Origin of the sequence: Leclercia sp. W17 (genome assembly GCF_003336325.1) — a bacterium.
Classification (GTDB): domain Bacteria; phylum Pseudomonadota; class Gammaproteobacteria; order Enterobacterales; family Enterobacteriaceae; genus Enterobacter.
In genome coordinates this window covers 726104-752055 of record NZ_CP031101.1, presented here as the reverse complement: position 1 = coordinate 752055, position 25952 = coordinate 726104, and the positions used below count along the sequence as shown (strand labels likewise).

Genomic DNA, 25952 nt, shown 5'->3' with positions numbered 1-25952 from the left:
AATAACCTCGAGAAACGCAGCCTTGAGCTGCGTTTAACTCGCTACAATGAATAAGTGAATAATAAATGAAGTTAATGACGCTAAATACCCATAGTTGGCAAGAAGAGAAACAACTAGAAAAGTTGGATGTGGTAGCGCAAGCCATTATCGAGCAAGGGTGCGATGTCGTTGCATTACAGGAAGTGAATCAACATCAAAATAGCCCGGCTGTTGATGCCAATATATTAACTAATCACACCGTGCTCGCTGATAACTATGGATATTTATTACAGAAAAAACTCATGGAATACGGCTATCACTACCAACTTACATGGGATTTCGTTCATCAAAGTTATGACGTATATCAAGAGGGACTGGCATTCTTGACGCGACTGCCGATTGTCGAGCATGAGGTCATTGACCTAAGTGATAACTATGATGTGAACTTTTGGAAACATAGGCGAGCAGTGCGTATTAAGGTCACTTCTCAACGAGGTGATTTCAATCTTTATAATTGTCATTGCGGCTGGTGGAGTGACTCAGAGAGCTCATTTGAGGACCAGTTCAACAGAATAAAGGCAACATTATCAACAGAGTTGAGCTTTCTATTAGGCGATTTCAACAACCCAAGCCATATACGCAATGAAGGTTATGATTATGTATTACAGTGCGGTTTGATAGATTGTTATGAAATAGCAGAAATAAAAGACTCCGGAACTACTGTAATTAAAAATATTGACGGTTGGGAACAAAATAGCCAAGCGCTACGCATTGATTTGGTTCTTAGTAATCAACCGATGGTGGTAAAGCAGCATCAGGTGATTTTTAATAACGATTTTTATCCGGTTGTATCGGATCACTTTGGGGTTCTGGTGGAAGTAGACATTATTTAATGTTTATTCATAGACTAAACCTTAAGCAATACTGGACTTTTAATTACGTGACTTTGCAATACCTGTAGTTATTCAGGACTTTCTAATTTAGTAAAGGCGCTGACACGTTTTTGTCCCAAAACTGTGTTACAAAATCCACAACACCAAATTTTGAAGAGCCCCTTAGAGAGGGGCTAGTTGAGGGGAGCCCAGTTGGCTAGTTGGCGGGGGTATCTGTTTCCTCTTCAGTGATTTCGTCATCGGTTGAAGGCACCGCTTGTTCAACTTCTGCTTCTTTACCCTTTGCTTTAGCTGATTTTCGTGCTCGAATTTCGATATCAATAATGCGCCGAGCCAGTTTGATAATGCGCTGTTGCCATGCGTAGTTGCCATCAACACGTTGCTTATTGCTAAGCACGCTAGATAACCAGAGTGTGTCGATTGAGATTGACCTGCCCCCAGGATTAGATACAACCTTCAGTTAGTAATGTCGGTTGGTTTTTCTTCATATTTCCCGTTTCGCCAGCCCGCTGCAAATTCAGCCGGCGTCAGATAATTCAGCGATGAATGTGGTCGACACTCGTTATAATCCTGCCGCCAGTTATTAATGATTTCCCGGGCATGTAGAATATCGCTGAACCAGTGCTCATTCAGGCATTCATCCCGAAAGCGACCGTTGAAACTCTCAATAAATCCGTTTTGCGTTGGCTTGCCCGGCTGGATTAAGCGCAACTCAACACCATGTTCAAAGGCCCATTGATCGAGCGCGCGGCAGGTAAATTCCGGGCCCTGATCGGTTCTTATCGTTGCAGGATAGCCACGAAACAGCGCAATACTGTCCAGAATGCGTGTCACCTGAACGCCTGTAATCCCGAATGCCGTGGTGATCGTCAGACACTCCTTCGTGAAATCATCCACGCAGGTCAGGCACTTAATCCTGCGGCCGCTGGCAAGTGCATCCATGACAAAATCCATTGACCATGTCAGGTTCGGCGCATCCGGGCGAAGAAGCGGAAGCCGCTCAGTCGCCAGCCCCTTGCGGCGTCGCCTGCGTTTTACACTCAGGCCGTTGAGATGATAGATGCGGTATACCCGCTTGTGGTTGACGTGAAGGCCCTCCCGACGCAGTAGCTGCCAGATGCGCCGGTAACCAAAGCGGCGGCGCTCAAGTGCCAGCGCTGTGATGCGTAGAGACAACTGCGCGTCAGCAGCCGGACGCTGAGCCGAATTGATTTAGCACCGACGTAGCCCCACTGTTCGTCCATTTCAGCGCAGACAATCACATCACTGCCCGGTTGTATGCGCGAGGTTACCGACTGCGGCCTGAGTTTTTTAAGTGACGTAAAACCGTGTTGAGGCCAACGCCCATAATGCGTGCACTGGCGCGACATCCGACGCCATTCATGGCCATATCAATGATTTTCTGGTGCGTACCGGGCTGAGAGGCGGTGTAAGTGAACTGTAGTTGCCATGTTTTACGGCAATGAGAGCAGAGATAGCGCTGATGTCCGGCAGTGCTTTTGCCGTTACGCACCACGCCTTCAGTAGCGGAGCAGGAAGGACATCTGATGGAAATGGAAGCCACGCAAGCACCTTAAAATCACCATCATACACTAAATCAGTAAGTTGGCAGCATTACCAATGAGGCGATTGCTAATGAGCGGGCCGGTATTTGTAATTAAAGTTGTTAACGCTGAAGTTTAAGATGCTCGCAATAAGTCGGCGAATTATCAGTATATCCCCCTGGCATCATTCTGAAATGAAGAGGGCCTGCTCTTCCCATATTGATGTTTTTTCAGGTAATGACTCCAACTTACTGATAGTGTTTTATGTTCAGATAATGCCCGATGACCTTGTCATGCAGCTCCACCGATTTTGAGAACGACAGTGACTTCCGTCCCAGCCTTGCCAGATGTTGTCTCAGATTCAGGTTATGTCGCTCAATGCGCTGAGTGTAACGCTTGCTGATAACGTGCAGCTTTCCCTTCAGGCGTGATTCGTACAGCGGCCAGCCATCCGTCATCCATACCACGACCTCAAAAGCCGACAGCAGGCTCAGAAGACGCTCCAGTGTGGCCAGAGTGCGTTCACCGAAGACGTGCGCCACAACCGTCCTCCGTATCCTGTCATACGCGTAAAACAGCCAGCGCTGACGTGATTTAGCACCGACGTAGCCCCACTGTTCGTCCATTTCAGCGCAGACAATCACATCACTGCCCGGTTGTATGCGCGAGGTTACCGACTGCGGCCTGAGTTTTTTAAGTGACGTAAAACCGTGTTGAGGCCAATGCCCATAATGCGTGCACTGGCGCGACATCCGACGCCATTCATGGCCATATCAATGATTTTCTGGTGCGTACCGGGCTGAGAGGCGGTGTAAGTGAACTGTAGTTGCCATGTTTTACGGCAATGAGAGCAGAGATAGCGCTGATGTCCGGCAGTGCTTTTGCCGTTACGCACCACGCCTTCAGTAGCGGAGCAGGAAGGACATCTGATGGAAATGGAAGCCACGCAAGCACCTTAAAATCACCATCATACACTAAATCAGTAAGTTGGCAGCATTACCCAAGCCCCTTATAGGATTAATATATTTCACGGAAATTAATAATGGTTCCGTGGCTTATCAGCTTTTTGCCGACGTTGGCCGTAACGGCGTAGTGCTTAAAGCCGTTACTGTCAGAAAAAGCCAATTTACTGGTAACTTCAATCGAGTCGCCAGGATAAGCGATCTCTTTAAACTTCAGATTTTGTGCTGCGAGAACACCCCGAACCTGAGCACGGCGGGTGCGGATAATTTCCAGCATTTCATTACTGGTAATACGCGCATGGATATCCCGCAGCGATCTCAGCTCTTCGTTATAACGCTCGGCGTAGATATCGCAGATATCCGTAAAGAACGAGAGATACTCACTAGCCTGCCCAAAAATTTCAGAAATAATCACACCAGGCATAATCGGATCGTCCGGAAAATGCCCTAACAAATATGGGTCGTTATACGTTACGTGTTTAACTACCTTTACATAACCATTTTCGCCATATTTGAAGTCATCAATTCTGTCGACCATCATCAGGGGCTGGCGCCAGCCCCCCATTTCAAGAAATATCTTTGAAGGAATACTGTATTTAGACATAAATCACCGCATAACCAAGCCGCCATCGATGACGATGGTCTGGCCAACGATATAACTTGAAGCAGATGAGCTTAACCAGACAATGGTATTGGCAACCTCTTCGCATTTGCCCAGACGGCGTAATGGAATGGATTGGGTGACGCCACGCACTACGGTGCGCGAAACTTTTTTAACCATTTTGGATTCAATCATCCCTGGAGCTACAGCATTTACGCGCACACCGAAATGAGCCACTTCCGCAGCCAGCGTTCGGGTGAAACCAAGGATGGCCGCTTTTGAGGCGCTGTAATTAATCTGGCCGACGCTTGGGACAATGGCCGCAATCGACGACACATTTACAATCGCCGGGCTTTCAGAGGAGCGGAGCAGACTCATCGCCTCTTTGGTCAGGCGGAAAATACTGAACAGATTCGTTTCCACAACCTGGCTAAAGTCTTCAAAACTCATCGAAGCAAAGAGGGCATCTTTGACAATACCGGCGTTATTGACCAGTACATCGATCTTACCGGCAACTTCAGAGAGGTGATGGCATAACGCAGTAACGCTTTGCGGGTCGGCCAAATCGCATTGTAAAACATGCATGTTATGTCCTGCCGGATGCGTCTCTTTCAACTCCATCAACTGTACCGGATTTGAATTATATAACGCATAGACACAGCAGTTCTGGTCAAGGAATTTGGCACAGATCGCAAGACCGATATCGCCACTGGCTCCAGTTACAAGAACCGCTTTTTCATTAAGATCATTAAACTTGTACATAGTCAGGGAGAACCATTAAGTTAATAAAGAACCACTGCCGCTATGGCATGGGTCCGACAATGTGAGATGCTGAGGGACGATTGAGTGAGACCTTTCTCATCGAGCATCTCTTTCATTCTTCCCGTAAATTTAAAATGCGGACAGCCATATTCATCATGAATAATTTCAATATCATGAAATTTAATGCCATCGCGAAAACCATATCCGAGCGCCTTTACTGCAGCCTCTTTCGCCGCCCAAAATCCAGAAGCCCGCTCATAATCGGGGTCAGCCATATTAATTTTAATTATTTCTTGTTCCGTATAAACGCGCGCAAGAAAGCCACTGTCACCGTGACCAATCGCCCGGCTAATACGCGTAACTTCTACTATATCCGTACCGATACGCATGATACCGCTAATCCTTAACTATATCTGGTAAGAAAAATTGAAATTAATATTTGCTTTATCGACATTCAGATCGCCCGGGTATTTGAAGGGTGCCGAAACGGAAACGTCATACTCAAGGCTTTTAAAGTTCCCCTGAAGACCTATCGCACCACCGACGATGAATTCATCACCGTAATAGATATCCTCTTTAATTTGTCCCAAATCCACGCCAATGTAATAGTTCGCAGGCAGAAACCCTAAGGGGCGATACAACGTATTTTGTACGAAGAAACCGTTGTTTCCGGTTAGCCCCACACTATTTTCAAAACCACGCACGCTCCAGCGATCGCCAATCGTTAGCTGATCCTGCAACGTCAGCTCATCCGGCGTATACTGAGAGAAAAAATTTATACTATAAATGCTATTGCTAAATTGCTTCGTGTAGTTCCCTTCAAGGTTAAACAGCTGGCTAGCTGAACTCACGTTGCCATAAACCATATCGGGTGTTTTTTCACCGCCGAACCATGTCAGAAAACGCTGCCATGACAACGTTGCGCTCAAATTCCCATCTGCAAGCTGCTGTTTATAGTTGATGCCGAACTTCACGTTACCCATATTACGTTTCTGTAACGCCAGCTCTTCTCCCGCAATCGTATAATTATAGTTTCTGCGTATAAATTCTGCGCTGCCCGTCAGCTTTCGACTACTGTCGCGATAAAGTGTTCGTGCTGCTTTTGCACTCCAGTACTCGCTGTCGCCCACATAGTCCATCGCTGTCCATGCGAGCGGGATATTTTGTTTAGATTTACTCTTGCTGTAGTAAAAATAATAATTCCAGTAATTTACTGGTAATGAATAGTACGTGCTTATATTTTCATACTGGCCGGTGGTGCTTTTGGTACCCGCCAGATAAAAAAGATCGCTGGATTTTAATGCATTGAAAAGATAACCAATAACCGAGGCACGATAGCGCCCTGTTGCTTCATCACCCCAGTTATCGTAAATTGCTTTTACGCTCCATTTTTTAAAGCGATGAGTGTTAATCAAAACATTACTATAGCCATTCCTCGACCCCGGTTCGATATCGATTTTAACGTTAACGCCAGGCACCTGCTGAAGATTTTCCAGCCCCTGCTCTATATTGCGAATATTCAGGATATCGCCTTTCTTAAAGGGCAGTATCCAGGGTAAAATATCATTCCCCTCAATAATAATTTTGTCGATCCGGCCTGCATCGACAGCAAGCTTCAGCTCACCAGAAGAAATATTTTGCGATGGAATATCTACACGGGTAGTAATATAACCAGCATCAATATAATAATCCTGCAAAGCCGTGGCTATTTTATTAATTCCAGTAGGGCCTACACAACGCCCGACAACACTCTTCTTGATATTGTTTTCTAATTTTTTTCTCAGAAAATTATTATCCAGAATCAGTTCTTTTATAACAAAACAGTTCTTTTCGACTGGCAGATCATCCAGCTCAAATGCTTTTAGTTTCGCGTTAGAGTAAACATCCTTCTTATCGATCTTTTGCTCATGATAGGTATTGTTGTCTGCATTTTTTTGTTGGATTATCAATGCATCAACACTAGCCTTTACTGGCACTTGAAAGAACAGCAAGGCGATTGCACAAAAGATTTTAAATCTCAATTCCATTGATTCACTCGGTAAAAATAGAAGGCAGCAGCATCAAACAATGCTGCTGCCTTGTTTATGGTTTACATCCCTACAAGGGTACCAGTGTTAGTTGTCTTTTCTGACTCCAGTTCTAAACCATAAAAACCGCCTAAAACCGCATTTTTATCGCTGTTAACGACATTTTTCGCAGTGACTTTAGCGACACCGTAGCTCAGCATATTGAGATAGTTATAGATATCCCCTGCTGTTTTTGCGATTAAAGAATAATCGCTTACGATGTTCCCGTGGTTAACGATATTATTCACTGCATTCATCACGATATCTTTACCAAGCATATTACTATTATTACTATTTGTAATATGCTTCTCGGTGTTCACGGTCAGCGTCGTTCCTGCAACAATGTCTTTATAGTTCTCAACACCACTCAGAGTATTGATTGTCATAGCTTTGTCAGCAGAAAGTGTATTGCGGTTATAAAATGCTCCTTTCAGAACGTTAAGATTGACATCACCTTTACCGCTAATCCAGCCGTAGTTAGTAAAGCTGTTATCAATAGTAAGGTTCAAATTTTTATCTGAAGCAATAACACCTGTTGCGTTATTCTTCTCCATGCTTCCATTACTTAAATTTTCCAGCTTGGAAGCCTTAATATCAAGATTCCCCTCGCTGTATACGGTTGCATAATTATTGTAGAAAACACCAGCGACATTGATGCTGTTGTCAGCCCCGCTAATTACTTTCGCAGACGTATTATCGAAGACACCTCTGGAGTTTAACGTCAGAGCACCTTTCTCAGCGATCAAGTTGCTATTGTTGTTGTAAATGTTCTGAGCAGTAATATTAAGTCCTTCTTTACCGCTCATACCGCCAATGCTATCAACCAGGTCGAAATATGCACCATGATCGCGATTAAAGTTGTTGCCATTTTTGTTTTCAACGTTACCGTTAGCATTAACAGTAAGAACTTTATAAGCAGAAATTAATGCATCATTGTTATAAATCGTTGATTTAGAATCGACGGAAACATTCTTACCTGAGATGAAACCGTTGTTATTATCAATGCTGTTCGCATTCAGAACGACATCACCCCAATTACTGCTGACAGATCCCTTACCATTGTCAAAGGATCCTTTAAGGGAAAGGTTGATATCCCCGTTGCTTCCAATCAGGCCGTTATCATTGTTCAGATTGTTCCCTTTGATCGCAATCTTACCACCAGAGATAAGATAGCCATAATAGTTATCAATGTTATTATTATTAGAAACAAGAGACATATCTCCAGTCTGAGAACGTAACGTCCCTCTGGAGTTGCCAATCTTGCCTGTTGAGTTAATACTCAAGGCACCCTTAGCATCGATCACCGAGTTATTGTTATTGACACTATTAGCAGTAATCGCCACGTCACCGTAGCTAACCAGATTGAGATAATTATTTAAATTACCTTTAGCTGTTATTTTCATGTCAGCATCGCTGACAATATTGCTACGGTTAGTGATATCATTGTTCGCATTCATAACGATATTATAACCAACAATACTACTGTTATTGTTGTTCACAATAGAACGTTTAGAATCGAGAGTTAATGTACCACCAGAGGAGATATCTTTTGAGTTCTCAATACCATTAGAGGCCGTTATGGTCAGAGACTTATCGGCAGCGATCGTATTACGGTTATTTAATTGACCTTTCAGAACGTTAAGAGTGACATTGCCCTTACCGCTGATCCAGCCTGTGTTATTAAGATTATTAGTAACGTTCAGAATCAGATCTTTATCTGAAGCAATAATCCCGGTTGCATTGTTATCAAGGAAATTGCCGTTACTATTAATGCTTAAATTTGTAGTGTTGATGCTAAGGTTGCCAGCACTGTAGGTAGTCGCATAATTGTTATTAAACGTATTACCCACTTTTATGACTGCATCGCCACCACTAACAAGTTGGGCGTTGTTATTTTCAAAATTATTTCTTGAATTCAGATCAATCGAACCTTTTTCAGAAATAATTCGACTATAGTTGTTATAAATATTGTTTGCGGTAAGGTTGACACCTTCCTTGCCGATCATACCACCGTTCTGCTGTGGCATGCCAAAATAGAGACCGAAATTATTACCAAAATTGTTACTATTGCGGTTCTGTATATTTGTACCCGCATTCACCGTCAGCTTTTTATTGGCAACAATAAGTGCAGTACTGTTGTTTAACTCTCCCTTGGTATCGATAGAGATATTTTGCGCGGTAATAAAACCACCGTAGTTATTAACGGTATTGGCCTTCAGCGCGACATCGCCCTCTTCAGAACTTATGACCCCGATGTAGTTTGTCAGATTACCATCAACAGTAACATTTGTGCCCTGCTTGCCGCTGATACCACCGTTGTCATTGCGAACGGAGCTGCCTTTCACTATCGCTTTGGCGTTGGACATCACCTTGCCTGAATCGTTGTCAATCATGCCGCGACTTTCCAACGAGACATCGCCATTAGATGCGATCTGTCCACCATTGTTATAGATCGCATTAGCGACAATTTTAACCCCAGTTTCAGACGCAATACCTAATGTATCGGCACTGTTTGTATCCGCGGTTTTGGTGGTTTTATTATTGACAGACTTAGCAGCAGTCATATTAATCCGGCCACTTGCAGAGCGGATCAACCCCTTGTTGTTATCAATATTATCACTGCTGTTAATGATGATGTCGCCGTTAGTTTCTAATATCCCATTATTATTATTGAGATATGCAGAATTCAGCTCCATGTATTCACCACGAATTTGACCATTGCTGTTATTCAGCGTACCGGTCTCTAACGCGACAATACCTGCCTCAATACCCACATTATTTCCTTTACCGGAGTTAATCAGGGTATTTTTATTCGTATTAACGGCTAACACTCCGCCGGCAGCAATCTTGCCGTTCGTGTTATCGATGGCACCACTGTTCACATAAATATCAGCGAAAGTTGTGATTTTTCCCGCGCGAGTATTGGTGATTTTGTTCTTATTGGTATCGATCGAGATCGTTTTGTTAGACGCGATTGTGCCTGTCGTATTCTCCAGCGAGCCCTTTGTTTTTAAATTAATGATGCCTTCAGACTTAATCTGGGCGTTGCTGTTCAGCAACTGGCCATTAGCATCGATACTGATACCTTTCTCACCGCCGACAATGACGCCGAGGTTACGGACACCTACCCCGCTTTCCGTGCTGACCAGATTAATTTTATTGGCATACATCCCGCCTAATTTAGCGACATCAACACTATAGCCGTTACGCTTGCCCGTTGCGGTTACTTTGCCAGTGACCTCGCCAGCCGTGTTTACATAGTTATTCCCTGCCACCACGTTAAGTTCATCGGCAGAAACTTTGCCATTGATAACAACGTTGCGTGAAAGAATTTCTGTCGGGCTTGCACTATCCAGCTTACCCAAAGTAATGGTGCCACCGTTGACGCTAAAGCCATTCAGTTCATCGTCCTTAATATCTGGCTTACCGGTAGTCAGGGTCAATTTGCTGGCGTTGATGCTGCCACCACCGCTCACGGTGATGCCATTAGGGTTAGCAATGATTAAACCCGCTTTGTCGCCAGCAACTTCCATCATGCCATTGATGGTCGTCATGTTTTTGGAGGTAACTTCGTTGAGAATGACTTTAGCGGTACCACCACTCAGATTGCTATTTCCCTGGATATCACCGCCTAATAGCGTACTGGTGGCTGAAGCGCTGTTGTTGAAAATGAGGCCTTTTTTATCAACGTTCAGATTGTCCCAAACGTTATGTGATAAACCGCTGCTGTTTGCCTTATTAATGTCAACAACCGGAACGCCGTTGGCGTTGTAGATCTTTCCATTTTTCATGGATAAATCTGCTGAATGTGCGACTGCAGGTAAGGCTAAAATCATTGCAATCGTTAACGGAGCCAGCTTAATACTGGCTCGCTGTTGAACTTTCTCATCCGAAGAAATCATACTTTTGTTCCCTTTTTAAAAACTTTCTGGTCTTGATATCTGAATTGAGCCTCTTTTTCCTAATCTGAATTAACCTGACCAAGAACCCTAAAAGGTACACCGCATCAGAATCAACAATTAAACCAGAGCCACCCGGCGAGCCTGCTCAGTGACAAATCCCGATTAAGGTGACATTACGCGTTATTGAATACTGTTGTGGTCTTTCAGATATGGGATCAAGTAAGACCACCGCTAAAATTAACAGGAGCAGACCCCAGTCACAACCTACTGATGTTTAAATAGGAATCCACCAATATTATTGATTTCTCTTAACGTCTGAAAAAATAACCATTACAAATATCATTCACGAAATGCATTTCAAGATATTTATATTTATTAAAAATCGATTAGTTGGGAAACAATTACATTCTGAAATTAAAACGGTGGTGATGAATTATTAGTGCAATAATATTATTTATTCAAATTTTCTTTTTATTTCCCGCTAACAGGCCAAACCAACGTGAGAGTTCCTTCATTCAACAATCAGGGAGCTGATGCGTCAGTAACTGCGGCCAGATTGCCGCCCAGTCCGAGCCATGGGCCATCCCATTGATCACCTCTGCCCGCGTACATTCCTCCCCTACCGCCTGCTGAAAGCGCCGGGCAACGGCGGGCGGCACGGTGGTGTCTTCTGCCCCGCTGAAATGAATTTGCGGCAGTGTGCGAAGCGCGGGAACGCTTTCGATGGCATTCGCCGCTTCGGGCATCGGGGTGACATGATGCAGGGCATTTACATACGCCACATCAAGATTGCCCGCTACCGTTCGCAAAGAGCGCACGTCGTGTCGACGTGCCGCCAGCAGCGCAGCAATATTACCGCCCCCGGAGTAGCCGATCAGATCGATTTGCACTCCCGGATAGCGCGCCACGGCCCGGTTAACCGCCGCGTTCATCGCATCAATTACCGCAGGCGAGAAGCGATCCTGAGTCCAGATATTGGCACGGCAGCTGGCCGGCAAAGGGGGCCCGATAAACTGACAGGGCCGGGCCAGGTAAAGCACACTGGCATGATTGTCTGCCGCCGCCAGCTTCAGGCCAACTGGATTACGTGGTGTCGGGTTATCCGAGGGAGTGATGCGGTTTTTCCAGGCAAAACCATCTCCTTCGATATAGAGATGCAAGGTGTTCACCGGTGGCGTGATCCGATACCAGCCGACAATCGGGAAGGGATCTGCGTCAAATTTTTCACTGATCAGACCACTTTGACCGGCAATACGTTGCGCGGCGGTGTTGGGATCGCCAGAAATACACCCGCACAACAATAAAGACAAATTAATCAATAATGTTCCCTGCAAAAGGTGAGGATATATCCTCATTCCGCCACCAGCCTTAAGTCAAATTATAAACATTACAAAAAATGTGGAATAGATTCAGCCTGAAATAATTAAGCAGAGCTTATTGTTTTCGGCAACAAATTGTATATTCTGCGCCCGAAGATATCGGATTAATCCGAAGAAATCGCCACAGCATTTGCACAATCATCGCTACTTATGACGGAATACCATGGAAAAGAAACGCCTTAGCCAGCTGATTTCCCTGCTGGTTGCCTCGACGGCTGCGCAAGCTTTCGCAACGTCTCCCGAGTTAATTATCGACACGCCCATAAGCAATATTCAGATCGCTGATGCAAAAGAGCTGGTGCATATTACGCATGAGGGAAATATCACCGGCAACCCCACCAACGCCTTAACCGTGAACGCGGGCGTTACTGTAACGACGCTTATTAATGATGGCGTGATTAGCGACACCGCTGATAACCCATTATTGTTAAACAACAATATTGTTCAGATTGATGGAACAGTAGATACACTTAACAATAACGGCACCATCTCCAGCCTGAGCCAGTATCAAAACGGCAGCGTCGTGGCGGTAGGTGCAACGGGTGTGATTAACACCTTCACTAACAGCGGCACGCTCGAGAGGGTTCCGGGCTCTTACAACCTTTTCGGGTATAACAACAACGGTACGTTGAGCAATGCCGGGACGATCGGCACCCTGGCTAATACCGAGGATGGCAAGATTGTGGGCTATCGCGGCATCAACAATCAGGGCACCATCGATAACCTGAATAATGCTGGCCTTATCTCTTCTGTGAATAACGAGAACGGCATATTCATGGGGCAAAAAGGGGCCATTTTTAACAGCGGTACGATTGGCTCACTGCATAACACCGGAACAATTGAAGGCGGCACGACCGATTATTACGGTAGCTCCGGGATCATCAACCAGGGCGTTATTAATACTATCGTTAATGATGAGAAGATTAACGGCAGCTCCTTCGGCATTATTAACTCCGGCACCCTTAACTCCCTTGTTAATAACGGTAAAATCAGCGCTAACGACACGGCTGTCTATAACAACAGCAACAGTAATAGCGTTATTGGCTCCATTGTGAACAACGGTGAAATTGCGGGTAACTGGAGTGGGATTTACATCTGGAACAACAACAATCAGGGCAATACCGACATCGTCAATAACGGTCAGTTAAGCGGTGGAGGCTATGCCCTGTTTGTTAACGGTAATAACAGCGACACGGTAACCCTCACCAATACCGGCACCATTATCGGTGATATTTACTCCACCAGCACGACGCCATTAACCATTAACGGTGGCACCACCCAAGGTACGCTGACCGGCATCGATGGCGCGACGGGCACCATTACTGGCTCTAATGTTACATTTGGTAACGGCTCGCTGCTGCTCAACGATAATGTCAGTACGTTTAGCGTTATCCCTGAGTATGGCCTGATGGCAATGCAGATGAGCGACGACATCGAGGTGACGGCCGGCACCGTGCTGAACGAAGCTGCATCCCTGCAGGTGAATAACAGCATCAATATTCTGGGTGATTATCATCAGAAAGCGGCCGCAACGCTCATCTCCGGCGTCTCGGATTTAGCCGTAGCTAGCGGCGATTTGCTTGCCGATGCCGGGTATGGTCGTCTGAACGTTAGCGGCAACGCCACTATCGACGCGGGATCGAGTATCAACCTGCTGCGCACCGGCAACACCTATAAGTTCGCCGAAGGGCAGCGCTATGTGGTGATCAACGCCAATGGTGCCCAGACCGACTACCATGCCGATCAGCTGAACTACAAAGCGCTCGGCTACCGTGGTGCGGTCAACGGCACCGTGTATGAAGATGCGACGAGCAAGGCGCTGGTCTTAACCCTGGGTGCAGAGCCGATCGCTCCCGCTCCGGTAGAGCCGCAACCCCAGCCGGAGCCGACGCCAGAAGTGACGCCGCCAGTGGTAACCGAACCTGAGATTGTCCCGCCGGTCGTCACACCGCCAGTACAACCAACGCAGCCTGCGCCAGCAGAGCCAGCGCCTGCCCAGCCGGGCAAACAGGGTTATGCCACCATCCCAAGCGCTACCGCATCACTTGGCGGGCTGGCGAACTATTCCGGTATCGCTTCTCCGCAGCTGCTGAATCTGTACAACGCCTCGCTGGCCATTGAAGGTGAACAGGAGGCGAACCGCGTTGGCGAGCGTCTCTCTACCAGCCAGAACCTCAATACCAGTTCAGCGACATCCGTTGCCATCTCTACTGCTCAGGCAGTAGTGGGCGCTCACATCGATGCCGTGCGTAATCCACAGGCCTCTGGCATAAGCGGAGTGGCAACTGGCGATGACTACGCAGAAAACTGGATTGTCTGGGGTCAGCCGTTCGGCGGTTATGCCCGTCAGGACAGCCGTGACGAAGTAAGCGGTTACTCAGCGAAATTTGGCGGCCTGATCATCGGTGCCGACCGCGCGTTGGGCGACGCCTGGCGTCTGGGCGCGGCGCTGAACTACAGCAACACCTCCGTACACGGTAAAGATAACCTGAGCGGCAACAACTCTACCGCCGATAACTACGGGGTGATTGGTTACGCAGCCTACACCGGCAATCCGTGGTACCTGAACCTCTCCGCGGGCCTGAACCGTCAGAACTACAGCTCCGTCCGCCGCGCCGATTTCACCGGCTTCTCTGGCGCAGCCCACGGCAAGTTCAACGGCCAGTCGGTCACTCTGCAAAGCGAGCTGGGTTACCCGATCACGCTGCCAGCCGACATGGTCCTGACCCCGCTCGCGGGCCTGACTTACGGTTATCAGCATGTGGATGGCTACAGCGAAACCGGCGGCAACGGGATGGCGCTGGATGTCAGCAGTACCCATACGCAGTCGGTAGTCAGCGATATCGGCGCCCGCCTGGAGAAGACCTTCTCCACCGGTCTGGGTAATCTGACGCCGTTTGCCCAGGTCTCCTGGATCCACCAGTACGATAACCGCCAGGTCAGCAGCCATGCGACTTACGCCGCAGACGCCATCGGTGAAACCAGCTTTATCACCAAAGGTGCTTCTCCGGTGAAAGATATGGCTGGCGTAGCCATCGGCACCACGCTGTACGAGGCCAACGATCTGAGCTTCGACGCGCGTTACGACCTGCAGGCCGGCGAACGTTACCAGGCCCACACTTTCAGCCTGCGTTTACGCAAGTCGTTCTGATTGATATGTACCTTCAACGGGGCCCTCAGGGGCCCCGTTTTCTATGCCCGGGTAAAACATTATGTTTTTGCAGCTTAGATTGTGCCGCTGCGATAGCACGCGAGCAGGCAGGCCGCTGAGCGCATAACCTTATGCGCTCAGTTCGTTAAACCGTTCATGGAACACCTGCTACACTGCCTCAACACCTCCACAAAAAGGCAGATCAACATGTCCGAGAATAACTACCAGCCAGCGAAAGTCTGGGAATGGAAGCAGAACAACAGCGGCGGCGCGTTCGCCAGCATCAACCGCCCAATCTCAGGTGCCACCCACGAGAAAACCCTGCCGGTCGGTTCACATCCGTTGCAGCTTTACTCCCTGGGTACGCCGAACGGCCAGAAGGTCACTATTCTGCTGGAAGAGCTGCTGGCGCTCGGCGTCACCGGTGCGGAATATGACGCATGGCTGATCCGCATCGGCGAGGGCGATCAGTTCTCCAGCGGGTTTGTGGATGTCAACCCGAACTCTAAAATTCCGGCCCTGCGCGACCACTCCACCACGCCGCCAACGCGGGTGTTTGAGTCCGGCAATATCCTGCTCTACCTGGCGGAAAAATTCGGTCACTTCCTGCCAAAAGATCCGGCTGGGCGTGTGGAAACCCTGAACTGGCTGTTCTGGCTGCAGGGCGCCGCCCCGTTCCTTGGCGGCGGTTTCGGCCACTTCTATCACTATGCCCCGGTAAAAATTGAGTACGCCATTGACCGCTTCACCATGGAAGCCAAACGTCTGTTCGACGTGCTGGATAAACAGCTGGCGCGGGGTCGCTACGTGGCGGGCGAAGAGTACACCATCGCCGACATTGCCATCTGGCCATGGTTTGGCAGCGTGGCGCTGGGCCAGGTTTATGGCGCGGCAGAGTTCCTCGATGCCGAAAGCTACAAGAACGTTCAGCGCTGGGCGAAGGATGTCGCCAGCCGTCCGGCGGTAAAGCGCGGGCGTATCGTCAACCGCACCAATGGCGAGCTGAGCGAACAGCTGCATGAGCGCCATGCGGCGAGCGATTTTGATACCAACACCGAAGATAAACGTCAGGGCTAACCCCCGTGCCGGGCGGGCCACCGCCCGGCGACGATCAGATTAAGACGAGTTTCTCCACCACGGCATTATTGGCCTACCCGTCAATCCGTACAGCTGGCAGTATTCCCCGCAATGTCTCACTGCACATTTATAAGGGAATTGTCATGAAAACCATGAAAATCACGCTAATGATCGGCGCGCTGCTCTGCTCTGCTTCCAGCCTGGCGGCAGATAAAACCGCTACCGGGGCGCTGGTGGGCGCGACCATCGGCGCAGTAGCCGGGAAAAGCGTAAAATCCACCGTCGGCGGCGCGGTGGTTGGGGCGGGTACCGGGGCGATGTTTAAGAACGGTGAGAAAGGCAAAGCTGCCCGTAAGGGTGGCGTCATTGGTGCCGCTGTAGGCGCTGGTGCAGCCGCTGTAACCGGTAATAGCGTTCTCAAAGGCGCCGCTCTCGGCGCGGGAGCGGGCGGCCTGGTCGGCGAAGCAACCCGCTAATAAAAAATGCCAAGTGATTATTCCACCTGGCTTTATCAGCCCCCTCATTTCTTATTTCATGGCTGCTTATAAGATCGTCAATATAAGCCTTAACACAAATCCCTTTCTTTTTTTAACCGTATATTTACTTCCATCCCGTAAACTGGCATCAATAATTTCTTTCTTCAGATTATTCGCATGTCAGAAAAGGCGCTTAAACAACAGATTCAGAATCTCAAAAAGCACAATGCCCGGCTTGCCAGGCTGGCGCGTGACGCCCGAAACAAGCTCAGTGCTGCGCTCGACGGGACGGGTCTCTGTTTATGGCAGCTCGATGTTCCTACCGGGAAGCTGATTATCTATAACCGCCGCTGGGGCGCTATGCTGGGCTATCAGCCCAAGGAGCTGAGCGCGCAGTTTGAGATCTGGCGTGAGCATCTGCATCCGGATGACAAACAGAACGTACTGGATGCCTTCTACGATCACCTGCACGGCAAAACCCCCTTCTATGAAGCGCTGCACCGCATGCAGCACAAAAACGGCACCGTCACCTGGGTGCTGGACCGCGGGCGGGTGACGGACTGGGATGAAAACGGCAATCCCCTGAAGGTGACCGGTACCCATATCGACATGACCAAAGAGAAGCAGTACGAAGAGCAGCTGGCCCAGCTGGCTAATCACGATCCGCTCACTGGCCTTGCCAACCGCCACGCATTGCTTAAGCACTTCGCCCAGCTTAAGGCCCAGGGGCCGCTCTGCATCGCCTTTATCGATCTCGATGATTTTAAAACGGTGAACGACACCTTCGGTCATCGCAGCGGCGATGAGCTGCTGATCCAGCTCAGCCAGCGCCTGCGCGATGCCTGCCCGCCGGAGGCCGTTGTTGGTCGTCTGGGTGGTGATGAGTTCGTGCTGCTGCTGCCTTTCCCGCTTTCCAGTGTGCTGGTGAGCAGCACCGCCCACCGTTGTCTGCAGGCAGCGCTGACGCCGTTCGAGCTGGATAACGGTCAGGCGCAGGTCGGCGCCTCGGTGGGGATTGACGACGTACTGGAGCAGGATGATTTCGTCAACGCCCTGCGCCGTGCCGACCGGTCGATGTACCAGATTAAGCACACCGGCAAAAACGGCGTGGCGATTGGCCAGACACCGCTCGCCTTCACCCGTAACGGAACAGAACCATGAAAAGCACCCGTCATCAGGATCTTATCCGCCTGCTGTCGGCCTCCGACTGGCTGACGACAGAGGCGCTGGCCGCAGACCTTAATGTCAGCAAAGAGACGATTCGTCGCGATCTGAAGCAGCTGCAGCAGCAGGGAAAGATCGTGCGCCATCATGGGCGGGCCCGGGCGATCCACCCGGATCACCGCGACGGCGGCGAGCCCTTTGGCGCGCGGCTGAAAAGCCACTACGCGGATAAAGCCGATATCGCCCGTCACGCGCTGGACTGGGTCAGCGAAGGCATGACGCTGGCCCTGGATGCCAGCTCAACCTGCTTTCACCTGGCGCGGCAGCTGCCGGATATCGCCCTGACGGTCTTTACCAACAGCTTGCCCATCTGCCATGAGATGGCGAAGCGCGAGCGCATCACCCTGATCTGCTCGGGCGGGACGCTGGAGCGCAAATACCGCTGCTATGTGAATCCGGCCCTGGTGACGCTGCTGAAATCGCTGGAGATTGACCTGTTTATCTTCTCGTGTGAAGGGGTGGATAAGCAGGGTGTGATGTGGGATCCCACCCCGCACAGCGCCGGGTTTAAGTCGCAGCTGCTGGGCCGCGCCAGCCAGTCGCTGCTGCTGATCGACAAAAGCAAGTTTCAGCGATCCAGCGAAGTGAAAATTGGTCACCTGTCGCAGGTGACGCAATTGATCAGCGACGCGCAGCTCGCCCGACGTTAGTCTGCCAGACGGAACTTTTGCACCGAGCGTTGCAGCTCTTCGGTCTGGCGCTCCAGCGCGGAAGCCGCCGCCGACACCTGCTCCACCAGCGAGGCGTTCTGCTGGGTCACGCCGTCCATCTGGGTGATCGCCACCCCAACCTGCGAAATGCCTTTGCTCTGCTCTTCCGAGGCGCTGGCAATCTGCTTCATGATGGTGGTGACGCCAGTAATATCGCGCAGCACCGCCTCCATGGTGGTGCCGGTCTCGGTCACCAGTTTGGACCCCTCCTCCACGCGGGAGACGGAGTCAGCGATTAACCCCTCGATCTCTTTTGCCGCGTTCGCGCTGCGGCTGGCGAGATTCCGCACCTCACCGGCCACCACCGCAAAGCCACGCCCCTGCTCGCCCGCCCGCGCCGCTTCCACCGCCGCGTTGAGGGCCAGAATATTGGTCTGGAAGGCGATGCTGTTGATGACGCTGGTGATCTCCGCAATTTTCTTCGAACTGATGGAGATCCCGGTCATGGTACTGACCACATTTTCCACCAGTGCGCCGCCGCGGCTGGCGCTGACCGAGGCGACATCCGCCAGCTCGCTGGCCTGACGGGCATTATCCGCGTTGAGCTTCACCGTGGCGGTAAGCTGCTCCATGCTGGCGGCGGTCTCTTCCAGCGCCGCTGCCTGCTCTTCGGTACGCGACGAGAGATCGTTATTACCGCTGGAGATCTCCGTCGCCCCGCGCCAGATGTTCTCGCTGCCGTTGCGGATGGTGCTCACCGCCTCGCGCAGGCTGTCTTGCATCGCCGTCAGCAGCGGCACCAGCTGGCCCACACAGTTACGGCCAAAAGGCGCGATCGGCTGGCTAAGATCCCCCTGCGCAATCAGGCGGAAATGGTGGCGGAGCTGCTCAAGGGGTTTCACCAGCATGGCAACCAGATAACGGTCGGCGAACAGCAGGATCAACAGGCCGATTATCGTCGCGGTAATCATCACCGTGCGGGTGATGCTGGTGAAGCTATCCACCGTTACCCGGGTGCGGTCAAGAATGGTGTCAGCGGCTTTATTGAACTGTCCGGCGCTCTCGCCAAAGGCGCGGCTTAGCGGTGGGGTAACATTATTCGCCTGCTGGCGATAGCCCTCAAGGTTGCCCTGCTGGGCCAGCTGCATCTGGGGCTTAACGCCATTATCCAGCAACGCCTGCCAGTTGGCGATCACCCGGGCGGAGACGTCGGCATCCATTGGCCCCGGCGACATGGCTTTCAACTCGTCGAGCCTGTTGCTCATGGTATCCAGCGCCTGCTGCACAGCGGCAAAATCGGCCTTGCCGCCTGCCGCCTGCGTCTCCATCGCCCGGCTCAGCCGGGTGACAAAACGGAAATATTGATCGTTGCCCTGGCTGAGCACCGTCATCTGCCTGACCAGCTGACGATCGACCTCATTGCCATCCGCCACGCGGGAGAGCGCCCATGAGCCATACAGCCCCACGCCCGCCCACATTAAACAGAAGATACCCAGAATCGTCAGCATGACGAACCGGATTGTAAGATTACGAAATATACGCATAACTCTTTCCTTGCCTGAGGGAGATTTCGCCCGGAGGCGAGTATTACCCTCGTTATCGGCAAGAAAAGGCGAAGCAATACCTTTTCCTGGTTATTTTTATAAAACTTTTCATTTCGCTTTACCGGGCCGGAAAAGGATAATCACGCTTGGGGAAAAGCCCCTCCAAATAACGTGTTATTAGTTTTCATAAATTTTACAAATGTAAATCACACTCTCCATTCATTACCCTCATAACCCTAAAGGATTAGTCCGCTTTCCCTGCTTAACGAAGAATCTTCCCTTCGTGTCGAGAAAAAGTCGTACTTTTTGTACGTTAATAAAACTGTAACATTCACGATATGGATATATTTTAAAAAATCAATCATTTGTTTTTATTAAAATGGACACTTAATGACTTGATATAATTTAAAATTTCATTACACCCTTTTCGCCTGAGAAAGTTCTTAATTACGCATATCTGGTTTAAAAAGAGTTCACTTTGATCCGGTTATAAGAGATGAAAAATGCGTATTTCAATGAAAAGAACCTTATTGTCGCAGTGTGTATTACTGTCACTTGCGTCTTTTGCTGCCCAGGCAGGTGAGACCCCTGCCACGCCTTGCCAGAATGGTGACACCACCCAGACCTGCGGTCTTTCCGAATATAAAGACGGCCAATTCTATCAGGATCCTGGCGTCACTGACGCCGTTATGGCGAATGAAACGGCAACCAATATTTATATGGATGGCCACCGTAAAACAGGAGATACGCAGACCTTAACCGTTACCGGCACTGACATGTCAGGTTATTATATTCAGGGAAGCAATGGCGGTACCGTGAATATTAACGTCACTGACAATGCCAAAGTGGATATGATCGAAGTCGGTTCTACATTAAAAACCACCAATACAACGATCAACGTCAATGACTCCACCCTGAACGGCCAGAACAGCGACGGGACCTATCAGCGAGACAAAGATTATATGATGGGCGCTGCCATCTATCTCGATCCGCTCGATGCAGGGTACCACGACGTAAATATCAGCAACGGCAGCGCGCTGCATGGCAGTATTATCAGCGCTGGCCAGGGCACCCAAACCATCGCCATGAGCGACAGCATCATGGACAATGGCGGCATCTATGTCGGCAGCGACAAATCCGATACCTCCCTTACCCTGACTAACGCCATCGTGGATGCCACTAACAGCCAGGTGGCGCAAAAGTTCGATACCATTGTAGAGACGCTGAGCCAGTACAAACCTTTCCAGGATATCAATGTTGATGCCTTTGGCGACCTGGTCGTGGCAATGTACGGTACCACGCAGGATACGCTGGCGCTGAACAACAGCACCGTGACCGGCGACATTGGCGTGATTAATGAAAAAGGCCAGACCAACCTGTCGTTCACCAATAACAGCGTCGTAAATGGCAATGTTACGCTGGGCGGTAACTCCACCAATACCGTTCTGGTGGATAACAGCACCATTAATGGCGACCTGAACGCCAGCCAGAACAGCGGCGGTACCACTATCACCCTGCAAAACGGTGCTAACGTTGACGGCAATATTACGACCGGCACAGGCAATGACACCGTGGTGCTGGTGAATGATTCTCACGTCACCGGTAATGTCACCGGCGGGGACGGCAACGATACCCTGTCGATGGATGCTGGCAGCTCTATTTCCGGGCAAATTAATCAGTTTGAAACCGTAAATACCACCAGTGACAACAGCATCAGCCTCGACACCATTAACGATTCCACCACATGGAGTCTGCAAAACGGCTCCACCCTGACCGCCGACACTACCGGTAGTAATGCCGTAGTGAACATGAGCACCGACAGCCGGGTCAACTTCGGCCAGATCACCGGCTCCCGTAACGCCGTAGTGGTCAATAACATCACCTCTTCGGCGATCAATCAGCAAAATATTGTGCTGGGGACCTTTACCACGTCTACGGCAACCACCACGCCGCAAACGGCCGCCAATGCGACCTTCAGCAACGGTCAGCAGCAGGTTGAAAACCGCAGCGCAGCCTATAACTACAACAATGACCTGAGCATTGTGGCCGCTGATACTGCGCCGCAGGGCTTGCTCACCGCCGATAGTAGCCAGAACTGGAATATTGTCTTTAGCAGCTCACGTGGCGCACTGGCCAGCGATGTCCAGGGGTTAGTCGCCGGTCTGGATGCGGCCGAACAGGCAGGCCATCAGGTTACCGATGACATCACCAGCCACCTGGATCGCCTGCACTTTGCTGGCCTGACGGGTGAACAGCAGGAAGGGGCCCAGCTGTGGGGTGATTTCCTCTATCAGAACGGTAACTTCAGCAACGATGTGGATTACAAGAGCATCACTCAGGGCGCACAGGGCGGCGTTGACTGGACGGCATACCTCGCTAACGGGGACAGCGTAACCGGAGGCGTGGCGCTGGCCTGGACCCGCAGCCGCGTTGAAGATACCGCCAACGGCCCGGACAGCTTCAAGGACACCGTCTATGGCAATTACTACAGCCTGTACGGCGGCTGGCAGCAGGCGCTGAACGGTCGTCAGTGGGGCATGTTCGCCGACGCCAGCTTCAGCTATGGCGATATGCGCTACTCCCTCTCCGCCCATAACGTCACTGGTGACACCAGCGGAATGACCGAAGCGCTGCACGGCTCCACAGACGGTAGCCTGTATATGGCTCAGGCTCGTACCGGGGTGAACGTGATGCTGCCGGGCGAAACCGTGCTGCAACCGTACGCCATCCTCGGCTGGGATCAGACCAAAGCTAACGGCTTCTCCGACAGAGAAGTGACCTTTGCTGACAGCCAGGTCTCCTCCTGGAACGGCGGCGCAGGTCTGCGTCTGACCACCACCCTGACCGATCTGAACAAAAACGTGCAGATCATGCCATGGCTGGATGCCCGCGTGCAGAAAGAGTTCAGCGATGATACCGATATCCAGGCGGCGGATTATCACAACACCGAAGGTCATAACAACAGCATGGGAATGTTTGGTGCGGGCGTGAATGCCACTATTGCGCACAACTTCTCGCTGAATACCGGCATTTACTATGGCACAGGCGATGTCGATAACGACGCCAGTGTTCAGGCAGGTATGAGCTACAGCTTCTGATGACCACGCCTACCCGGCAGCCTCAGGCTGCCGGGTATTTTCTTAACTCAAATATTTCTCAAACCATCCCAGGGTTCTTTTCCACGCTAATTCGGCTGCGGGTTCGTCGTAACGCGGGGTAGAATCGTTGTGGAATCCGTGATTTACGCCAGGATAGATCCAGGCTTCATACACCTTACCGTTAGCTTTAAGCGCGGCCTCATAAGCAGGCCACCCCTCGTTAACATTCTTGTCGTGCTCGGCGTAATGCAGCAGCAGCGGCGCCTTAATTTTGGCGACGTCCGCCGCTGGTGGCTGACGGCCATAAAAAGGGACCGCGCAGGCCAGCTCTGGCCAGGCGACTGCAGCGGCATTAGACACTCCGCCGCCGTAGCAAAAGCCGGTGATCCCCACTTTACCGGTAGCGTCCGGGTGTTTTTGCATAAACCCGATGGCGGCAAAGAAGTCGTTCATCAGCTTCGTCGGATCGACCTTCTGCTGCAGGATTTTCCCCTCCTCATCGTTGCCGGGGTAACCGCCCACCGAACTTAAGCCATCCGGTGCCAGGGCGATGTAGCCCGCTTTGGCCACCCGACGCGCCACATCCTCAATATAGGGATTGAGCCCGCGGTTTTCGTGGACCACCACCACCGCCGGCACTTTGCCGGTGGCTTTGGCCGGTTTCACCAGGTAGCCGCGCACCTGGCCATGGCCGTCCGGTGAAGGATAGGTGATGTATTCGGGCAGAATGTCGGGGTCGGTAAACTTCACCTGCTCTGCAAGGGCGTAATTGGGCTTAAGCATATTGAACAGCGCCAGCGCCGTGACGCCGCCAACTGCATAACGGGCAGCCAGATTGAGGAACTCACGTTTGTTGATTTTGCCGTGAGCGTAATAGTCGTAGTAGTCGAGCAATTCCTGAGGAAAGTCTTTGGCGGTCATACGCGTCATCGCATATCTCCATGAATTGTGAACGAACTAAGGTTAGAATAGAAACGCTGTTTCGAAAATCAATCACTAAGAAAGGAGACATCATGCCCTGGAACGCCTCCCCTGACCGCTACGAGACGATGCAGTACCGTTACTGCGGTAAAAGCGGCCTGCGCTTACCCGCCCTGTCACTCGGCCTGTGGCACAGCTTCGGCCACGTCCACGCTCTCGACTCACAGCGCGCCCTGCTGCGAAAAGCCTTCGATTGCGGCATCACCCATTTCGATCTCGCCAATAACTATGGCCCACCGCCGGGCAGCGCGGAGGAAAATTTTGGCCGCCTGCTGCGCGACGATTTCGCGGCTTATCGCGACGAACTGATTATCTCCACCAAAGCGGGCTATGACATGTGGCCGGGGCCTTACGGTGCGGGCGGCTCACGCAAGTATCTGCTCGCCAGCCTCGATCAAAGCCTGAAGCGGATGGGGCTGGAGTATGTGGATATCTTCTACTCGCACCGGGTCGATGAAAACACACCAATGGAGGAGACCGCCTCTGCGCTGGCGCAGGCGGTGCAGAGCGGGAAAGCGCTGTACGTCGGCATTTCCTCCTATTCACCGGAGCGGACGCAGAAAATGGCGGAGCTGCTGCGCGAGTGGAAAATCCCGCTGCTTATTCATCAGCCCTCTTACAACCTGCTTAACCGCTGGGTGGACAAGAGCGGCTTACTGGATACCCTGGCCGCTAACGGCACCGGCTGCATCGCCTTTACGCCGCTGGCCCAGGGGCTGTTGACCGGAAAATACCTGAACGGCATCCCTGACGGCTCCCGCATGCAACGCGAAGGCAAAAAGGCACGCGGCCTGACGGAGAACATGCTGACCGAAGCCAACCTGAACAGCCTGCGTTTGCTCAATGAGATGGCCCAGGCGCGCGGACAGACGATGGCGCAGATGGCGCTGAGCTGGCTGCTGAAAGATGAGCGTGTCACCTCGGTACTGATTGGCGCCAGCCGGACAGAGCAGCTGGAGGAGAACGTGCAGGCGCTGAATAACCTGCACTTTAGCGAAGAGGAGTTACAGCGGATTGACCAGCATGTGGCCGACGGGCAGCTGAATCTGTGGCAGGCCTCTTCGGATAAGTAGTTTCAGGAAAAGGGTCGGGTAGCGCTGCGCTTACCCGACCTATAGGATCCCCGTAGGCCTGATAAGTGCAGCGTCATCAGGCGTTTTGTCTTATTTGCGGCTCAGCTTGTCCAGATACCCCATCACAAACGCCGACAGCACAAACGTGAGGTGGATTATCACGTACCACATCATCTTGTTGTCCGGGATATTTTTGGCATCCATAAACACCCGCAGCAGGTGAATGGAAGAGATCGCCACAATCGACGCTGCCACTTTGTTTTTCAGCGACGAGGCATCCATTTTGCCAAGCCAGCTCAGCTTCTCTTTATCCGCGGAGATATCCAGCTGCGAGACGAAATTTTCGTAGCCAGAAAACATCACCATTACCAGCAGGCCGCCCACCAGGGTCATATCCACCAGCGACAGCAACAGCAGGATCAGGTCGGATTCAGCGATGCTGAAAATATGCGGCAGAACGTGAAAAATTTCCTGAAAGAATTTAATACAGAGCGCCACCAGCGCCAGCGAGAGGCCAAAATAGACCGGGGCTAACAACCAGCGGGAGGCATACATTGCGTTTTCAAAAAAGCGTTCCATAGAGTCCTGTC

18 protein-coding genes and 3 pseudogenes are annotated in these 25952 nt (G+C 50.7%); 8 read left to right on the top strand and 13 right to left on the bottom strand.

Annotated features, from left to right (window positions below; genetic code table 11):
• Positions 1–65: 65 nt before the first annotated feature.
• Entirely contained in the window at positions 66–872 is an 807-nt protein-coding gene (locus tag DVA44_RS03755; RefSeq protein WP_045332110.1) for an endonuclease/exonuclease/phosphatase family protein, read from the top strand.
• Between the two features lie 196 nt (positions 873–1068).
• Here the strand turns inward: DVA44_RS03755 and DVA44_RS03750 are convergent.
• The 10 genes and pseudogenes from DVA44_RS03750 to DVA44_RS03705 form a co-directional block, all read right to left on the bottom strand.
• Positions 1069–1299: pseudogene (locus DVA44_RS03750) on the bottom strand (hypothetical protein); the annotation flags it as partial.
• Between the two features lie 29 nt (positions 1300–1328).
• Positions 1329–2075: pseudogene (locus tag DVA44_RS03745) on the bottom strand (IS3 family transposase); the annotation flags it as partial.
• A gap of 5 nt (positions 2076–2080) precedes the next feature.
• Positions 2081–2436 (bottom strand): annotated as a pseudogene (locus DVA44_RS03740) (IS1 family transposase); the annotation flags it as partial.
• Between the two features lie 228 nt (positions 2437–2664).
• Positions 2665–3362 (bottom strand): IS1 family transposase gene (locus DVA44_RS03735; RefSeq protein WP_225321516.1). Its coding sequence is split into 2 segments (ribosomal slippage): positions 2665–3113 and positions 3113–3362, totalling 699 coding nucleotides; the frame shifts between segments, so codons are not numbered across the junction.
• Between the two features lie 71 nt (positions 3363–3433).
• Positions 3434–3982, bottom strand: coding sequence for a 3-hydroxyacyl-ACP dehydratase FabZ family protein (locus tag DVA44_RS03730; RefSeq protein WP_103822842.1), 549 nt, complete (start codon positions 3980–3982; stop codon positions 3434–3436).
• A 3-nt stretch (positions 3983–3985) separates the two neighbouring features.
• Positions 3986–4747: an SDR family NAD(P)-dependent oxidoreductase gene (locus tag DVA44_RS03725; protein WP_139157077.1), complete on the bottom strand. Its 762-nt coding sequence runs from the start codon at positions 4745–4747 to the stop codon at positions 3986–3988.
• Positions 4748–4761: 14 nt separating this feature from the next.
• The gene (gene acpS / locus DVA44_RS03720) at positions 4762–5130 is read right to left on the bottom strand and encodes a holo-ACP synthase (RefSeq protein ID WP_114385762.1); all 369 of its coding nucleotides are present in this window, start codon (positions 5128–5130) and stop codon (positions 4762–4764) included.
• Positions 5131–5148: 18 nt separating this feature from the next.
• Positions 5149–6768, bottom strand: coding sequence for a ShlB/FhaC/HecB family hemolysin secretion/activation protein (locus tag DVA44_RS03715; RefSeq protein ID WP_114385761.1), 1620 nt, complete (start codon positions 6766–6768; stop codon positions 5149–5151).
• Positions 6769–6830: 62 nt separating this feature from the next.
• Positions 6831–10709: a filamentous hemagglutinin N-terminal domain-containing protein gene (locus DVA44_RS03710; RefSeq protein WP_114385760.1), complete on the bottom strand. Its 3879-nt coding sequence runs from the start codon at positions 10707–10709 to the stop codon at positions 6831–6833.
• A gap of 515 nt (positions 10710–11224) precedes the next feature.
• Positions 11225–12064, bottom strand: coding sequence for an alpha/beta hydrolase (locus DVA44_RS03705; RefSeq protein WP_114385759.1), 840 nt, complete (start codon positions 12062–12064; stop codon positions 11225–11227).
• A 187-nt stretch (positions 12065–12251) separates the two neighbouring features.
• Here DVA44_RS03705 and DVA44_RS03700 point away from each other — a divergent pair, with 187 nt between their 5' ends.
• From DVA44_RS03700 to fucR, 5 genes are all read left to right on the top strand, one after another.
• The gene (locus DVA44_RS03700) at positions 12252–15239 is read left to right on the top strand and encodes an autotransporter outer membrane beta-barrel domain-containing protein (protein ID WP_114385758.1); all 2988 of its coding nucleotides are present in this window, start codon (positions 12252–12254) and stop codon (positions 15237–15239) included.
• A gap of 207 nt (positions 15240–15446) precedes the next feature.
• Positions 15447–16316 (top strand): glutathione-dependent disulfide-bond oxidoreductase, encoded by an 870-nt coding sequence (gene yghU / locus DVA44_RS03695; RefSeq protein WP_114316798.1) that lies wholly within the window; start codon positions 15447–15449, stop codon positions 16314–16316.
• Between the two features lie 143 nt (positions 16317–16459).
• The gene (locus DVA44_RS03690; protein WP_114316797.1) at positions 16460–16792 is read left to right on the top strand and encodes a glycine zipper family protein; all 333 of its coding nucleotides are present in this window, start codon (positions 16460–16462) and stop codon (positions 16790–16792) included.
• A 177-nt stretch (positions 16793–16969) separates the two neighbouring features.
• Positions 16970–17953 (top strand): sensor domain-containing diguanylate cyclase, encoded by a 984-nt coding sequence (locus DVA44_RS03685; RefSeq protein WP_114385757.1) that lies wholly within the window; start codon positions 16970–16972, stop codon positions 17951–17953.
• On the top strand, positions 17950–18666 hold the full coding sequence (gene fucR, locus DVA44_RS03680) for an L-fucose operon activator (RefSeq protein WP_114385756.1): 717 nt from the start codon (positions 17950–17952) through the stop codon (positions 18664–18666). The genes DVA44_RS03685 and fucR overlap by 4 nt, the downstream gene beginning before the upstream one ends.
• Here fucR and DVA44_RS03675 read toward each other — a convergent pair.
• A complete protein-coding gene (locus DVA44_RS03675; RefSeq protein ID WP_114385755.1) occupies positions 18663–20210 on the bottom strand; it encodes a methyl-accepting chemotaxis protein in 1548 nt (515 codons plus the stop codon). The genes fucR and DVA44_RS03675 overlap by 4 nt on opposite strands.
• A gap of 515 nt (positions 20211–20725) precedes the next feature.
• On the opposite strand from DVA44_RS03675, the gene DVA44_RS03670 reads away from it, so the two are divergent.
• The gene (locus tag DVA44_RS03670; RefSeq protein WP_246843599.1) at positions 20726–23308 is read left to right on the top strand and encodes an autotransporter outer membrane beta-barrel domain-containing protein; all 2583 of its coding nucleotides are present in this window, start codon (positions 20726–20728) and stop codon (positions 23306–23308) included.
• Positions 23309–23350: 42 nt separating this feature from the next.
• On the opposite strand, the gene yghX is transcribed toward DVA44_RS03670, so the two are convergent.
• A complete protein-coding gene (yghX, locus tag DVA44_RS03665) occupies positions 23351–24238 on the bottom strand; it encodes a YghX family hydrolase (RefSeq protein ID WP_103176952.1) in 888 nt (295 codons plus the stop codon).
• 83 nt (positions 24239–24321) lie between these two features.
• Between yghX and DVA44_RS03660 the strand changes: the two genes are divergently transcribed.
• Positions 24322–25362 carry an aldo/keto reductase gene (locus tag DVA44_RS03660; protein ID WP_103822853.1) on the top strand — a complete coding sequence of 347 codons (1041 nt, stop codon included), beginning with the start codon at positions 24322–24324 and terminating at the stop codon, positions 25360–25362.
• Positions 25363–25452: 90 nt separating this feature from the next.
• Here DVA44_RS03660 and DVA44_RS03655 read toward each other — a convergent pair whose 3' ends face one another.
• Positions 25453–25941 (bottom strand): TIGR00645 family protein, encoded by a 489-nt coding sequence (locus DVA44_RS03655; protein WP_103176954.1) that lies wholly within the window; start codon positions 25939–25941, stop codon positions 25453–25455.
• Positions 25942–25952 lie beyond the last annotated feature (11 nt).

Coding starts and splice junctions, on each gene's coding strand:
- DVA44_RS03700 (WP_114385758.1), top strand. CDS start 12,252: ATGGAAAAGAAACGCCTTAGCCAGCTGATTTCCCTGCTGGTTGCCTCG.
- DVA44_RS03715 (WP_114385761.1), bottom strand. CDS start 6,768: ATGGAATTGAGATTTAAAATCTTTTGTGCAATCGCCTTGCTGTTCTTT.
- DVA44_RS03655 (WP_103176954.1), bottom strand. CDS start 25,941: ATGGAACGCTTTTTTGAAAACGCAATGTATGCCTCCCGCTGGTTGTTA.
- fucR (WP_114385756.1), top strand. CDS start 17,950: ATGAAAAGCACCCGTCATCAGGATCTTATCCGCCTGCTGTCGGCCTCC.
- yghU (WP_114316798.1), top strand. CDS start 15,447: ATGTCCGAGAATAACTACCAGCCAGCGAAAGTCTGGGAATGGAAGCAG.
- DVA44_RS03705 (WP_114385759.1), bottom strand. CDS start 12,064: ATGAGGATATATCCTCACCTTTTGCAGGGAACATTATTGATTAATTTG.
- acpS (WP_114385762.1), bottom strand. CDS start 5,130: ATGCGTATCGGTACGGATATAGTAGAAGTTACGCGTATTAGCCGGGCG.
- DVA44_RS03660 (WP_103822853.1), top strand. CDS start 24,322: ATGCCCTGGAACGCCTCCCCTGACCGCTACGAGACGATGCAGTACCGT.
- DVA44_RS03730 (WP_103822842.1), bottom strand. CDS start 3,982: ATGTCTAAATACAGTATTCCTTCAAAGATATTTCTTGAAATGGGGGGC.
- DVA44_RS03675 (WP_114385755.1), bottom strand. CDS start 20,210: ATGCGTATATTTCGTAATCTTACAATCCGGTTCGTCATGCTGACGATT.
- DVA44_RS03755 (WP_045332110.1), top strand. CDS start 66: ATGAAGTTAATGACGCTAAATACCCATAGTTGGCAAGAAGAGAAACAA.
- yghX (WP_103176952.1), bottom strand. CDS start 24,238: ATGACGCGTATGACCGCCAAAGACTTTCCTCAGGAATTGCTCGACTAC.
- DVA44_RS03670 (WP_246843599.1), top strand. CDS start 20,726: ATGAAAAGAACCTTATTGTCGCAGTGTGTATTACTGTCACTTGCGTCT.
- DVA44_RS03710 (WP_114385760.1), bottom strand. CDS start 10,709: ATGATTTCTTCGGATGAGAAAGTTCAACAGCGAGCCAGTATTAAGCTG.
- DVA44_RS03690 (WP_114316797.1), top strand. CDS start 16,460: ATGAAAACCATGAAAATCACGCTAATGATCGGCGCGCTGCTCTGCTCT.
- DVA44_RS03685 (WP_114385757.1), top strand. CDS start 16,970: ATGTCAGAAAAGGCGCTTAAACAACAGATTCAGAATCTCAAAAAGCAC.